This window comes from Pseudoduganella sp. LjRoot289 (assembly GCF_964252925.1).
Lineage (GTDB): Bacteria > Pseudomonadota > Gammaproteobacteria > Burkholderiales > Burkholderiaceae_D > Rugamonas.
This window is the reverse complement of sequence record NZ_CAXUPN020000001.1, coordinates 5,624,947-5,637,179: the sequence shown is the minus strand read 5'-3', so window position 1 is coordinate 5,637,179 and position 12,233 is coordinate 5,624,947. Positions and strand designations below refer to the sequence as shown.

At 65.5% G+C, this 12,233-nt stretch carries 13 protein-coding genes, 1 tRNA gene and 1 pseudogene; 6 read left to right on the top strand and 9 right to left on the bottom strand.

Annotated features, from left to right (window positions below):
* The first annotated feature begins 11 nt into the window (after positions 1 to 11).
* The 4 genes and pseudogenes from ACSQ8Y_RS24130 (at position 12) to ACSQ8Y_RS24115 (ending at position 2,653) form a co-directional block, all read left to right on the top strand.
* A complete protein-coding gene (locus ACSQ8Y_RS24130) occupies positions 12 to 437 on the top strand; it encodes a PaaI family thioesterase (protein WP_436268939.1) in 426 nt (141 codons plus the stop codon).
* A gap of 129 nt (positions 438 to 566) precedes the next feature.
* Positions 567 to 1,229, top strand: coding sequence for a PEP-CTERM sorting domain-containing protein (locus ACSQ8Y_RS24125; RefSeq protein WP_436268938.1), 663 nt, complete (start codon positions 567 to 569; stop codon positions 1,227 to 1,229).
* Positions 1,230 to 1,345: 116 nt separating this feature from the next.
* Positions 1,346 to 1,747, top strand: a pseudogene (locus tag ACSQ8Y_RS24120) (group I truncated hemoglobin); the annotation flags it as partial.
* Positions 1,748 to 1,792: 45 nt separating this feature from the next.
* Entirely contained in the window at positions 1,793 to 2,653 is an 861-nt protein-coding gene (locus tag ACSQ8Y_RS24115) for a DUF3034 family protein (protein ID WP_436269902.1), read from the top strand.
* A 111-nt stretch (positions 2,654 to 2,764) separates the two neighbouring features.
* On the opposite strand, the gene ACSQ8Y_RS24110 is transcribed toward ACSQ8Y_RS24115, so the two are convergent.
* The 5 genes from ACSQ8Y_RS24110 to ACSQ8Y_RS24090 form a co-directional block, all read right to left on the bottom strand.
* On the bottom strand, positions 2,765 to 3,274 hold the full coding sequence (locus ACSQ8Y_RS24110; protein WP_436268937.1) for a peroxiredoxin family protein: 510 nt from the start codon (positions 3,272 to 3,274) through the stop codon (positions 2,765 to 2,767).
* Positions 3,275 to 3,276: 2 nt separating this feature from the next.
* Positions 3,277 to 3,852 carry a BON domain-containing protein gene (locus ACSQ8Y_RS24105; RefSeq protein ID WP_436269901.1) on the bottom strand — a complete coding sequence of 192 codons (576 nt, stop codon included), beginning with the start codon at positions 3,850 to 3,852 and terminating at the stop codon, positions 3,277 to 3,279.
* Positions 3,853 to 3,905: 53 nt separating this feature from the next.
* Positions 3,906 to 4,499, bottom strand: a complete 594-nt coding sequence (locus ACSQ8Y_RS24100; protein WP_436268936.1) for a phosphoheptose isomerase — start codon at positions 4,497 to 4,499, stop codon at positions 3,906 to 3,908.
* Positions 4,500 to 4,576: 77 nt separating this feature from the next.
* Positions 4,577 to 4,933 (bottom strand): YraN family protein, encoded by a 357-nt coding sequence (locus ACSQ8Y_RS24095; protein ID WP_436268935.1) that lies wholly within the window; start codon positions 4,931 to 4,933, stop codon positions 4,577 to 4,579.
* An 11-nt stretch (positions 4,934 to 4,944) separates the two neighbouring features.
* A complete protein-coding gene (locus ACSQ8Y_RS24090; protein ID WP_436268934.1) occupies positions 4,945 to 6,063 on the bottom strand; it encodes a penicillin-binding protein activator in 1,119 nt (372 codons plus the stop codon).
* A gap of 192 nt (positions 6,064 to 6,255) precedes the next feature.
* Between ACSQ8Y_RS24090 and rsmI the strand changes: the two genes are divergently transcribed.
* The gene (gene rsmI / locus ACSQ8Y_RS24085) at positions 6,256 to 7,167 is read left to right on the top strand and encodes a 16S rRNA (cytidine(1402)-2'-O)-methyltransferase (protein ID WP_436268933.1); all 912 of its coding nucleotides are present in this window, start codon (positions 6,256 to 6,258) and stop codon (positions 7,165 to 7,167) included.
* 106 nt (positions 7,168 to 7,273) lie between these two features.
* Here the strand turns inward: rsmI and ACSQ8Y_RS24080 are convergent, their stop codons facing one another.
* Positions 7,274 to 7,927 (bottom strand): hypothetical protein, encoded by a 654-nt coding sequence (locus tag ACSQ8Y_RS24080; RefSeq protein WP_436268932.1) that lies wholly within the window; start codon positions 7,925 to 7,927, stop codon positions 7,274 to 7,276.
* A 120-nt stretch (positions 7,928 to 8,047) separates the two neighbouring features.
* Here ACSQ8Y_RS24080 and ACSQ8Y_RS24075 point away from each other — a divergent pair.
* Positions 8,048 to 8,124, top strand: a tRNA-Pro gene (locus tag ACSQ8Y_RS24075).
* Positions 8,125 to 8,230: 106 nt separating this feature from the next.
* Here ACSQ8Y_RS24075 and ACSQ8Y_RS24070 read toward each other — a convergent pair.
* Genes ACSQ8Y_RS24070 through ACSQ8Y_RS24060 form a run of 3 tightly spaced genes read right to left on the bottom strand, consistent with a single transcriptional unit; the run spans position 8,231 to position 12,146 of the window.
* Positions 8,231 to 9,142, bottom strand: coding sequence for a hydroxymethylglutaryl-CoA lyase (locus ACSQ8Y_RS24070; RefSeq protein WP_436268931.1), 912 nt, complete (start codon positions 9,140 to 9,142; stop codon positions 8,231 to 8,233).
* A 3-nt stretch (positions 9,143 to 9,145) separates the two neighbouring features.
* Positions 9,146 to 10,078, bottom strand: coding sequence for a 2-hydroxyacid dehydrogenase (locus tag ACSQ8Y_RS24065; protein ID WP_436268930.1), 933 nt, complete (start codon positions 10,076 to 10,078; stop codon positions 9,146 to 9,148).
* A gap of 13 nt (positions 10,079 to 10,091) precedes the next feature.
* Positions 10,092 to 12,146, bottom strand: coding sequence for an acetyl-CoA carboxylase biotin carboxylase subunit (locus ACSQ8Y_RS24060; RefSeq protein ID WP_436268929.1), 2,055 nt, complete (start codon positions 12,144 to 12,146; stop codon positions 10,092 to 10,094).
* Positions 12,147 to 12,233: the final 87 nt, after the last annotated feature.

Sequence of the window (12,233 nt, the reverse complement as noted above, 5' to 3'; positions counted from 1 at the left end):
GAGAGACCGCCATGGACACACCAAAAAAATTCAATATCGACCAGCTCGACCAGTTCGGCAAGGGCAAGCTGCCAGAACACATGGGCATACGCTTCACGGCCATCGCTTATGGCGAGGCGAGCGCCGAAGTCGCGCTGCAGCCGCACCATCTGGCGCCGAACGGCTATCTGCACGCCGGCACCGTGGTCACGCTGGCCGACACCGCCTGCGGCTACGGCTGCATCGCCAGCCTGCCGGAAGGAGCGCTCAATTTCACCACGCTGGAACTGAAATCGAACCACCTTGGCACGGCGCGCGACGGCGTGATTGCAGTAACGGCCAAGGTCGCGCACGCGGGCCGCACCACCCAGGTCTGGGACGCGACGGTGACGCACAAAGACACAGGCAAGACGATAGCGTTGTTCCGCTGCACGCAAATGATTCTGTACCCCAAGTAGTAATTGCCTGAGACAGCACGTCGTTACCGTTTTTCGCCGAATATGATGAAATGGAACATTGATTGCATTTTGGAAAATATATTCTTATAATAAATTTCCATATGGAATTTTTCAGCAAAGCGAGAACAAATGAAACAGGTTTTTCTGGCCGCCATCCTCGGTTGCGCCGCTGCAGTTGCCAGTGCAACGCCTCTACTGATTCAAGACGGCGGTTTTGATAACTCGAATGTGCCGCTGGGGGGCGAACGTTATGGGAACGGCTATCGCGGCTATGTTGTCGATGCGCCATGGGTCTTCGCCAACGGCGCGGGCATTGCGAATAATTCGACGGCATGGGGAGGCGTCGCGAGGACCTCTTCCGTGGTTTTCCTGCAAGACGTGGCTAGCCTGCATTGGGCGCCGGCGGAGTTGTCGCAGACCTTCACTTCCGACGCCACGGATTATATGGTGTCGTTCGATATGGCACAGCGCCCCAACAACCACCAGAGTGTGCAGATTACACTGGACGGCAAGGTGCTGGGTGGCGGCGTGTTGACCCCGGCAGGTGCGGACTGGGCGACCTACAGTTTCAATATTAGCGGTTTGCTGGGGAGTAGCCATACCATCGACTTCAAAGCAGCGACGGGGACGGACTCTTCGCTCTTCCTCGACAATATCAAGGTCTCCGCAGCGGAAGTGCCGAGCACGGCTGTTGATGAGCCCGGGACTATCAGCATGTTCCTGGCGGGCTTATGCATGCTCGGCTTCACCGCAGGATCGCGTCGCGCTGTTGGAAGAAATGGAGCTCGATAGTGGCGAGACATAGCCCTGCGTCGTCTAGCACCAACGATGTCGCGAACATGAGAAGTGAGCGGCCGTTTGTATAGGATGATCTGTTAAATTGGACGAATTTCGTACAAAGCTATGACATGATCAAACTTTCCAAGGCCGCCACCCTCGCCCTGTTGCTGGCTTCCTCGCTGGCCTGCGCGCAGACGCCGTACACCGAGGACTCAACCTACCAGGGACTGGGCGGCAAGGAAGGCATCAAGCGCATCACCGACACCTTCATTGCGCTAGTGCTGGCCGACCCCCGCATCAAGGACACCTTCGCCGACTTCGACATGCAGCAGTTGAACGTGCGCCTGCAGGAACAATTCTGCGAGTTCGCCGGCGGCCCGTGCAAGTACACCGGCAAATACCGCGACAAGACCATGGACGGCGTGGGCACCGTGCGCGACATGAAGTCGGTGCACATCGACCTGAAGATCACCAACGCCCAGTTCAACGCGCTGGCCGAAGACTTGCAGATCGCCATGGAGCGGCACGGCGTGCCCAGCAGCGTGTCGAACAAGCTGATCGCCAAGCTGGCACCCATGCAGCGTGACATCGTGACTGCTTCGCCCGGCGTACAGGGCAAGCTCGACATGGGCAAGTTCCTGGCCACCGGCGGCGTCAGCCAGATCGAAGGCGCGGGCGGCGGCGGCCTCACGCCGTGGGCCCTGATCACCGGCTACGGCTCGCGCGACAGCTGGGCCGCCAACGCCCATTACACGCACGTGAAGACGCAGGACTATTCGCTGGGCAGCTACGGCGTGGCGGTGGGCGTCGGCGACCGGCTGGAATTGTCGCTGGCGCGCCAGGACTTCAAGGGCGAGCTGGCGCCGCTGAACGCGCTGCACATCAAGCAGGACATCGTCGGCCTCAAGTTCAGGCTGCTGGGCGATGCGGTCTACGAGCAGGACAGCTGGCTGCCGCAGGTGGCGCTGGGCATCCTGTACAAGAAGAACAAGGGCATAGGCGGCCTGGGAGCCCTGGGCGTCACCAACGTGACCCAGCTGGGCGCCAGGGACGACAGCGGCTACGACTATTATCTGTCGGCCACCAAGGTGCTGTTTGAGCAAAGTCTATTGGTGAACGGCACCTTGCGCGCCACCAAGGCCAACCAGATGGGCCTGCTCGGTTTCGGCGGCGACCAGGGCGACAGCGCCAGGCTGATGCCGGAGGTGTCGCTGGCCTATCTGATCAACCGCAAGCTGGCGCTGGGGGCCGAATACCGTCACAAGCCGCACAACCTGGGCGTGGATCCGGAGCGGGCCTATTACGACGCCTTCGTGGCCTGGTTCCCGAACCGTAACATCTCGGTCACGGCGGCCTACGTCCACTTGGGCGAGATCACCGTGTTCAACAAGAAGAAGCAGAAGGGCTGGTATTTGTCCCTGCAAACGGGTTTTTGAAGCTTTGGCGGGTTACGCCTTCGGCTCGGCGCCCCCGGCTAACCCGCCCAACGAGAACGCGGCAGTAGGGCAGATCAGCGGGGCGCACCGAGTGCAGCGTAACCCGCAGGGTTAACCCTGCAGCGCCTTTTCAAGCAGCTTGTGCAGCGCCTGGAACTCCGGCTCGCCCACGTAGCGCTTGATGATGCGGCCTTCCTTGTCGATGACGAAGGTGGTCGGCGTCATGGCCACGTTGCCGTAGGCCTTGGCGGCGTCGCCCGTCACGTCCAGGGCCACCTTGAACGGCAGCTGGCGCGTTTCCGCGAAGTTGAGCACGTAGTTGGGCGGGTCTTCCTTCATCGCCACCGCCACGAACTCCAGCCCCTGCGCCTTGTACTTGTTGTAGGTGTCCACCATCTGCGGCATTTCCTTCACGCAGGTGGCGCAGGACGTGGCCCAGAAGTTGACCATCACCACCTTGCCGCGCAGGCTGGCCGGCGTGATGCGTTCGCCCTTGATGCCGACAAAGGTCACATCGGGCGCGCTGCTGTGCTTGCTCAGCGAGAAGTAGGCGGTCACGCCCAGGCCCGCTATGACGGCGGCGGCCAAGGCGGGTTTGATCCAGGCGGAGGGCGATTTCATGATCAGTTCGCTGCGGGTTTGGGCTGGTACTGTTTCCATTCATCTTCGCTGATGTACTCGAACACCTTGACCACCTTGTACACGCCGTTCACGCCGCGCGCCACGTCGGCCGCGATGCCGCCTTCGCGCTGGGTCACGCGGCCCATCAGGTAGACGTTGCCGCGCTCGGTCACCACCTTGAAGGAATTGGCCGAGATGTCCTTCATGTCCACCAGGCTGGCTTTCACCTTGGTGGTGATCAGCGCGTCGTTCGAGCGCGAGGTGTAGCTGGCCGGGCCGGCCACTTCCAGTTCGTTGGTCACCGAGACCACGCCCTCGATGGCGCGGATCTCGCGTTCCAGCGTATCCTTCATGGCTTGGTCGCGCACTTCGCCGGTCAGCAGCACGCGGCGGTTGAAGCTGGCGATGTTGACGTGGCCGGCGTCGCCCACCAGGTTGGGCAGCTTCACCTCGGCCTTGACGGCGATCGCCTTGTCCTCGGTCTGCGCGCCGAAGGTGCGGCGGTCGGACGCGGCCACGGTGCCCGCCACGGCGCCGCCGACGATCAGCGGCACGCAGGCCGACAGGGAGGACAGCATGGCGCCGCCCAGGGCGGCGATCAACAGGGTGCGTACAAGGGCATTTGGCTTATTCAATCTGCATCTCCTCCGAACAGCGCGACGTCGATCCCGTCGCACAAGGCATGTATGGTCACCAGGTGGACTTCCTGGATGCGGGCGGTGCGGTCGGCCGGCACGCAGATGTGCACGTCGGCGTCGGTCAGCATCTTGCCGATGGCGCCGCCACCCTTGCCGGTCAGCGCGATCACGCGCATCTCGCGCTCCAGCGCCGCCTCGATGGCCGCCATCACGTTGGCCGAATTGCCGGACGTGGAGATGGCCAGCAGGATGTCGCCGGCCTGGCCGTAGGCCTGCACCTGTTTCGAGAAGATCTCGCGGTAGCTGTAATCGTTGGCCACGGCGGTCAGGATGGAGGTGTCGGTGGCCAGCGAGATGGCCGGCAGCGGGAAGCGCTCGCGCTCGAAGCGTCCCACCAGCTCGGCGGCGAAATGCTGCGCGTCGGCGGCCGAGCCGCCGTTGCCGCAGGCCAAGATCTTGTTGCCGTTGGACAAAGCCGAAAACATCAGTTCAATCGCCTGTCCGATCGGCTGCGCAAGCACGGTCGCGGACTGGATCTTGATTTCGGCACTTTCGTGGAAGTGGGAGAGGATGCGTTGAGTATTCATAGTCGGGGATTATAGTGCAGTCGCGCGCGGGACCGGACAAGCGCTGTTAAATATGCTTACACTTCGATGCTGACCGGTCAGGCGCGGACTTCGAGCACATTCCTCAGCCAGCTTAATTGTTTGCCATCGATCGCCACCACGTCGAAGCGGCACGGCGGCAGCGGCTTGACGCGCAGCAGGTAGAACTGGGCGGCGTGGATCAGGCGCTTCTGCTTGGCCGGCGTGATGCTGGCGGCGGCGCCGCCGTAGCCGCTGCCTGCCCGGCGCCGCACCTCGACGAACACCAGCGCCGCGCCGTCGCGCATGATGAGGTCGATTTCGCCGCCCTTGCAGCGGAAATTGCGCTCGACCAGGCTCAGGCCGTGCAGCCGCAAGTGGTCCAGCGCGTCGTCCTCGCCGGCGTTGCCCTGCAGCTGTTTGGCGGTGAGCGGCATGGCCGGGGCCGCTAAGGCTGCACCGGCACCGGCACGCCGTCCTTGTAGATGGCGGCTTGCTCGCGCCGTTCGAAGGAGGCCGGGCCGTCGCCGAAGCGCACATCCAGCAATCCGGTCACGCCGTCCAGCTTGAACCGGGCCGGCGACTTGCGCTGGCCGGCCCTGGCGATCTCGCGCGCCACGCGGAAGGCGTCGATGCCGAGCGCGTACACGCGCTCGAGGTCGGCGTCCTTGGCCGCCAGTTGCGGATAGACCATCACCGCCGGATGGTCGCGCTGCAGCTGCCATGGCAGGTCCAGCAGATGCACGCCGTCCAGCTCGGGGCCGGGCAACTGCCTGGCCTTGCCGGGGTTCAGGGAAGAGGTGCCGTAGATGGCGAGCTCGCCCAGCGGCGGCGCCGACAGCGCCACGCGCAGCTGGCGCGCCTGGTCCGCATCGAGCCCGGCGAACAGCACCGCCGAGGGCTCGCTTTGCAGGCGCGCGCGCAGCGCCACCAGTTCGCCGTCGCTCAGGTAGCCGTTCAGCACGTTCAGTTCGGCGATCTTGGCGCTGCCGCCCAGGCGTTGCCATTGCGCGGCGAAGGCGGCCGCGCTGCGGCGCTGGTACTGCGCCGTGCTCGACAGGATGTAGGCCACGGCGCCCGGATGCTCGCGCGCGGCCCAGTCGGCGCTCTGGCGCGCCTCGTCCTCGACCGACAGGCCGACCACCAGCATCTGCGGCGGCAGCGCAGTCTCGCCGCGCCCGTCCGGATGGTTCAGGGCGATGGTGGGCTTGCTCACCAGCGGGCTGGCCGCCACGGCGGTGACGGCGGAACGGGCCAGCGGGCCGACGATCATGTCCTGCTGCTCGAGCGCGGCGGTGTAGGCGGCCAGCACGTCCTGGGCCGCGTCGCCGGTTTCGATCAGCGTGACGGCGACGCCCTCGCGGTCGCGCTCCCAGGCCGCCATGAAGCCGGCACGCAGGGCGTCGGCGTGCTGGCGCAGCGCGTCCGAATGCAGCGGCAGCATCAGGCCGATGCGGTAGTCCGGTCCGCCGGCAGCCGGTGCCGGTAGCGCTGCGCCGGGCTGCGCCGGGGGAGCCATGCCCACGCCGCTTTGCGTGCCCGGCATCGGCACGGCGAAGGTTTCCACGGCAGGCGGCGGTGGCTCCGGCGGGCGCTCCGGCGCGGCCTGGGGCCGCGTTTGCGGCGCCGGGCTTGTAATTGATGACACAGGCGCGCACAATTTGCCGGGCGCGTCGCAAGGCGTGCTGCAAGCGCTGGTCAGACTGGCTGCCATGCACAACAGCAGCAATTTCACTCTTTTAGGCAGCATCCAACCTCCATGACAGTACAAGCAACCAGCATCGCCACCCTGCCCGTCCTGGGCGAGACAGCTAACCAGAGCTATCCTATCGCAACATTGTATATAGTGGCGACCCCGATCGGTAATGTCACTGATATAAGTCTGCGCGCCTTGCATCTTCTGGGCCTGGTGGACGCGGTGGCCTGCGAGGACACCCGCAACACGGCCCAGCTGATGACCCGTTTCGGCCTGCACAAGCCGCTGATCGCGGCCCACCAGCACAACGAGCGCGAAGTGGCCGAGACGCTGATCGCGCGCCTGCAGGGCGGCGAGCGCATCGCGCTGGTGTCGGATGCGGGCACGCCGGCCGTGTCCGACCCGGGCGCGCGCATCGTCGACGCGGTGCGCGCGGCAGGCCTGCGCGTGGTGCCGCTGCCGGGCGCCTCGGCGGCCGTGACGGCGATTTCCGCCAGCGGCCTGCTGAACGACCAGTTCCACTTCATCGGTTTCCTGCCAGCCAAGGCCAAGCAGCGCGAGACCGTGCTGCAGCAGCTGCGCAACGTCACCGCGACCATGGTGTTCTACGAAGCGCCGCACCGCATCGTCGAATGCGCGGCCGCGCTGGCGGCCGCTTTCGAACCCACGCGCCAGGTGGTGTTCGCGCGCGAGCTGACCAAGCTGTTCGAGGAAATCCACCGCTGCCCGCTGTCCGAGGCCGCGGCCTGGCTGGGCGCTGATCCGCACCGCGAGAAGGGCGAGTACGTGGTGCTGGTTGAAGGCGCGGCCGAAGCCGAGGAAGAGCAGGACGCCGAAGCCGAGCGCATCCTGGCGCTGCTGGTGGCCGAGCTGCCGCTCAAGCAGGCCGCCGCGCTGACCGCCCAGATCACCGGCCGGAAAAAAAATGCGCTGTACGAGCGCGCGCTGCAGATGAAGGCCGCCGCCGGCGAATAAGCCCGCACCTTGTCATTCCCGCGCAGGCGGGAATCCATACTGAACCTCGCAGCAAGTATCCTATGGATGCCCGTATGCGCGGCGGTCCACCGATGCAGAATGACGGCTACCACTTGCAGCCGTGGTCCTTCTTATCCATCAGCAACAGGGCCGGAGCCAGCAAGCCGCCCGGGATGCCGTCCTTGCAATCGGCGCGCGCCGACCGCGAGATGCTGCGCGCCAGCGGCGTTTCGCTGGCCAGCGGCTTCTCCGGGAACTGTCCCACCGCCGTGCCCGCCTTGGCCGGATCGCGTTCGCTGGCAACCTTGCGCGCAGCGCGCCTGGCCGCGTCCATGTCGAACCTGGGCGGCGTTGCCGCCGGCTCCGCGAACGGATCGGCGCTTGCCGGCTGCGCCGGCGCCGGTGCGACCCAGGTCATGCCCGGCTCCGCGACCTTAGCCGGCGCGGCCGGTGCGTTTGCTGGCGCTGGCTTGCGCGGCGCACGTTCCTTGACCTGCTTCTTGGGCGGCGGCGCTTCGCTTTCCGCTGTCAGCGGCGCGGGGGGCGGCGGCAACGGCTGGACCACGGGGACCGGCCGCAGCCACACGGTAATCGTTTCCGGCGGCGCCGTAGCGTTTGGCCTGGCTTCCCGGTTGAGCCGCGTTCCGTACAGCAACATCAAGTGCAGCACGATGGAAATCGCAACGCCGATGGCAATGCCGCCCGGCCGGCTGGCCGGGGCGCCGTAACGTCCTGTTGCGTAAAAAGCGTGCAGGCGCATGGTGTTGTGCCTAAAGAAGATGCAGATAGTGTCCCACATTGAAGAAAAACGCGGAATTCCGAAGTTTTTTCATTCCTGCCCTTGACCGAAGAAAACCCAGCTTGTATTATCTTGCTTCTTCGGAGTGTAGCGCAGCCCGGTAGCGCACCTGGTTTGGGACCAGGGGGTCCAAGGTTCGAATCCTTGTACTCCGACCAAAATTTAAAAACCCGCTTGATGGCAACATCAAGCGGGTTTTTTCTATTCCGGCGGCGCTTTATTTAATATGGGCGGGTAAGCCGCAAGGCCTGACCCGCCACAACGTCAGCCCGCGCGCTTGGCGGCGATCGCGTTGCCGGCGCGGCTGGCGCCCTTGCGGCCCAGCGCCTGCGAGATGTACTGCCCCGCGTCGACCACGATGTCGAGGTCGATGCCGGTGTGGATGCCCAGGCCGTTCATCATGTACAGCACATCTTCCGTGGCCACGTTGCCGGTCGCGCCCTTGGCGTAGGGGCAGCCGCCCAGGCCGGACACGGACGAGTGGAAAATCGCAATCCCCACTTCCAGGCTGGCGTAGATGTTGGCCAGCGCCTGCCCGTAGGTGTCGTGGAAGTGGCCCGACAGGCCGTCGACGCGGAACGCTTTAATTGCGCGCTCCATCACCGCCCTGGTCTTCAAAGGCGTCGCCACGCCTATGGTGTCGGCGATGTCGATCTCGTCGCAGCCCAGCTCGCGCATGCGGCCCACCACGTCGGCCACGGCGTCCAGCGGCACCTCGCCTTGATACGGGCAGCCGAAGGCGCAGCTGATCGAACCGCGCAGGCGCAGGCCCTTGTCCTTGGCCGCCCTGGCCACGTCGGCGAAGCGCGCGATCGATTCGGCGATCGAGCAGTTGATGTTCTTCTGCGAGAAGGCCTCCGAGGCCGAGCCGAAGATCACCACCTCGTCGGCCCTGGCGGCCAGCGCCGCCTCGAAGCCCTGCATGTTCGGCGTCAGCGCGGAATAGATGGTGCCCGGCCTGCGCGCGATGGCGGCCATCACCTCTTTGCTGGTGGCCATCTGCGGCACCCATTTCGGCGACACGAAGGAAGCCGCTTCGATATTGGCGAAACCGGCGCTGCTCAGGCGGTTCACCAGTTCGATCTTGACCTCGGCCGGGATGGTTTCCTTTTCGTTCTGCAGGCCGTCGCGCGGACCGACCTCGACGATTTTGACTTGCTTGGGCAATGCGCTCATTTTTCAGTATCCCTGGTGGCGGTTGACGATATCGGCCACCGGCTCGCCGCGTTCGAGCTGGCGGATCTTGCCGGCGATCTGCTGCACGCTTTCGCGCCGCAGCGTCAGGGCCGCGATATGCGGCGTGATGGTGATGCGCGGCTCCTGCCAGAACGGGTGCTGCACCGGCAGCGGCTCGTTGCGGAACACGTCCAGCGTGGCGGCCGCGATGTGGCCGGACTTGACCAGCGCCATCAAATCCGGCTCTGCCACGTGGGCGCCGCGCGCCACGTTGATCAGGTAGGAACCCTCGGGCAGCTTGCACATATTGGTGCGGTTGAAGATGTTGCTGGTTTCCTTCGTCAGCGGCAGCAGGCACACGGCCACGCGCGTGCCGCGCAGGAAGGTGTCCAGGCCGTCGGCGCCGTGGAAGCACTGCACCCCTTCCATGCTCTTTTCGCTGCGGCTCCAGGCGCGCAGCGGAAAGCCGAATTCCTTCAGCGACTGCAGCACGCGCGTGCCCAGCATGCCCAGTCCCAGCACGCCCACTGCGAAGTCTTCCCGGTTGTGCGGCGGCAGCGGCGTCCACTGGCCCGCGCGCGTCTGCGTCTCGTACTCGTCGAAGCGGCGGAAGTAGCGCAGCACCGAGTGCGTGACGTATTCGGCCATCTGCACGCCCATGCCGGCATCGCCGAGGCGGACGATGGGCACGTTCTGCGGCAGCGCCGAGTCGAACTTCAAAATGGCGTCCACGCCGGCGCCGGTCAGGAAGATGGCTTTCACCTCCGCCAGGTCGCTCAGCATCGCCTCCGGCGGCGCCCACACCACCGCATAATCGCAGGGCGGGTGCGGTTCGCCCGCCCGCCACAGCACAATCTCCGCTTCCGGCAGATGCCGGGCGAAGTCCTTCACCCAGGGTTCGGTCTGGCCGTCTACCCTGTGCAGCAAAATACGCATGCGTGTCTCCTTCTCAAGCGGCTTTGAACGCCAGCAGCGGCGCGCCATCGCTCACCTGGTCGCCCACCGCGTACAGCACCTCTTCCACCAGGCCGTCGTGCGGGGCGGAGATGGTATGTTCCATCTTCATCGCCTCCATGATGACCAGCGGATCGCCCTTCTTCACGGACTGGCCCTTTTCGGCCAGCACCGCCACCACCTTACCCGGCATCGGCGCGGTCAGGCGCCCGCCTTCGGCTTCCGATTCGCCGGCGTGCGCCATCGGGTCCTTGTAGTTGAGCGCGTAGTGCGCGCCGCCGGTGAACACGTGGAACAAGTCGCCGTCGCGCCGCACGCTGCCGTGCCAGGCCGTGTCGCCCAGCTTGATGCTGAACTCCGAACCCTGCTGCGACATCAGGCTCAGGCGTTCCGGCTGGCTGTCCGGGCCGGCCGGCAGCTGGAACACCCAGTCGCTGTCGCGGTAGGTCAGCTGCACGTCGTAGGCCTTCGACGGCAGCGCCGCCGCGTAGTCGTCGCTGAAGGACAGGCTGCGCGTATAGGCGGTGTTCATGCGCCAGCCCAGCGCCTGGCCCCACGGATCGGCCGCGTTGGCGCCCGACTGCGCGGCCGATGCCTCCTTCTCCGCTTCGATCAGCGCCACGGCGGCCAGCGCCAGCGCGCCGGCGGGCGCCGCTTGCGCGGCCGGGAACAGTGCCTCGTGGTTGCGTTCGATCAGGCCGGTGTCCAGGTCGGCCGTGGCGAAGGCTTGGCCCTCGACCAGGCGTTTCAGGAAGGCGATGTTGGCCGCCAGGCCGACGATCTGGTACTGCGCCAGCGCCTGCGACATGCGGGCCAGCGCCTGCTTGCGGTCCGCGCCCCAGACGATCAGCTTGGCGATCATCGGGTCGTAGAACGGCGAGATGGCGTCGCCTTCGCGCACACCGGAATCGATGCGCACGCCGGCCGGAAAGCCAGCCACGCCGCCCAGCTCGAAGTTGACCGCGTCCGGCGTGTCCATGTGGCGCAGGGTGCCGATGGACGGCAGGAAGCCTTTCTCGGGGTTTTCCGCGTAGATGCGCGCCTCGATGGCGTGGCCGTGGATTTTCAGTTCGTCCTGCGTCTTCGGCAGCGCTTCGCCGGCGGCCACGCGCAGCTGCCATTCCACCAGGTCGGTGCCGGTGATCATTTCGGTCACCGGGTGCTCCACCTGCAAGCGGGTGTTCATTTCCATGAAGTAGAACGAGCCGTCCTGGTTGGCGATGAATTCCACCGTGCCCGCGCCGACGTAGCCGACCGCCTTCGCGGCGGCGACGGCCGCGTCGCCCATGGCTGCGCGGCGCGCGTCGGTCATGTTCGGCGCCGGCGCCTCTTCCAGCACCTTCTGGTGGCGGCGCTGCACCGAGCAGTCGCGCTCGAACAGGTAGATGCAGTTGCCCAGCGTGTCCGCGAACACCTGGATCTCGATGTGGCGCGGGCGCTGCAAGTACTTCTCGGCCAGCACCTTGTCGTCGCCGAAAGAGCTGATCGCTTCGCGCTTGCACGAAGCCAGCGCCTCCTTGAACGCGGCCGAGTTTTCGACCACGCGCATGCCCTTGCCGCCGCCGCCGGCCGAAGCCTTCAGCAGCACCGGGTAGCCCATCTTGTCGGCTTCGCCGTTGAGGAAATCCGCATCCTGGTTGTCGCCGTGGTAGCCCGGCACCAAGGGCACGCTGGCTTTCTCCATCAGCGACTTGGCGGCGGACTTGGAGCCCATCGCGCGCATCGCCGACGCCGGCGGCCCGATGAACACCAGGCCCGCTTCGGCGCACGCGTCCGCGAACTCGGCGTTTTCGGACAGGAAGCCGTAGCCGGGATGGATCGCCTGCGCGCCGGTGGCCTTGGCCACGGCGATGATCTTGTCGCCGCGCAGATAGCTTTCCTTGGCTGCGGCGGGACCGATCAGCACCGCTTCGTCGCACACGGCGACGTGCTTGGCGTTGGCGTCCGCTTCCGAATACACGGCAACGGTCTTGATGCCCAGGCGGCGCGCGGTGGCGGCGACGCGGCAGGCAATTTCGCCACGGTTGGCAATCAGGATTTTCTTGAACATGGTCTCTCTCTATTCGGCTTGTGGCCAGATGTTTTTTTTGTGAGTGTTCGCGCATGTGTCATTCCCGCGTCTGCGGGAATCCATACT

Coding starts and splice junctions, on each gene's coding strand:
- ACSQ8Y_RS24080 (WP_436268932.1), bottom strand. CDS start 7,927: ATGCGCCTGCACGCTTTTTACGCAACAGGACGTTACGGCGCCCCGGCC.
- ACSQ8Y_RS24095 (WP_436268935.1), bottom strand. CDS start 4,933: ATGCCGCTCACCGCCAAACAGCTGCAGGGCAACGCCGGCGAGGACGAC.
- ACSQ8Y_RS24065 (WP_436268930.1), bottom strand. CDS start 10,078: ATGCGTATTTTGCTGCACAGGGTAGACGGCCAGACCGAACCCTGGGTG.
- ACSQ8Y_RS24100 (WP_436268936.1), bottom strand. CDS start 4,499: ATGAATACTCAACGCATCCTCTCCCACTTCCACGAAAGTGCCGAAATC.
- ACSQ8Y_RS24110 (WP_436268937.1), bottom strand. CDS start 3,274: ATGAAATCGCCCTCCGCCTGGATCAAACCCGCCTTGGCCGCCGCCGTC.
- ACSQ8Y_RS24130 (WP_436268939.1), top strand. CDS start 12: ATGGACACACCAAAAAAATTCAATATCGACCAGCTCGACCAGTTCGGC.
- ACSQ8Y_RS24125 (WP_436268938.1), top strand. CDS start 567: ATGAAACAGGTTTTTCTGGCCGCCATCCTCGGTTGCGCCGCTGCAGTT.
- ACSQ8Y_RS24105 (WP_436269901.1), bottom strand. CDS start 3,852: ATGCTGTCCTCCCTGTCGGCCTGCGTGCCGCTGATCGTCGGCGGCGCC.
- ACSQ8Y_RS24070 (WP_436268931.1), bottom strand. CDS start 9,142: ATGAGCGCATTGCCCAAGCAAGTCAAAATCGTCGAGGTCGGTCCGCGC.
- rsmI (WP_436268933.1), top strand. CDS start 6,256: ATGACAGTACAAGCAACCAGCATCGCCACCCTGCCCGTCCTGGGCGAG.
- ACSQ8Y_RS24115 (WP_436269902.1), top strand. CDS start 1,793: ATGCAGCGTGACATCGTGACTGCTTCGCCCGGCGTACAGGGCAAGCTC.
- ACSQ8Y_RS24060 (WP_436268929.1), bottom strand. CDS start 12,146: ATGTTCAAGAAAATCCTGATTGCCAACCGTGGCGAAATTGCCTGCCGC.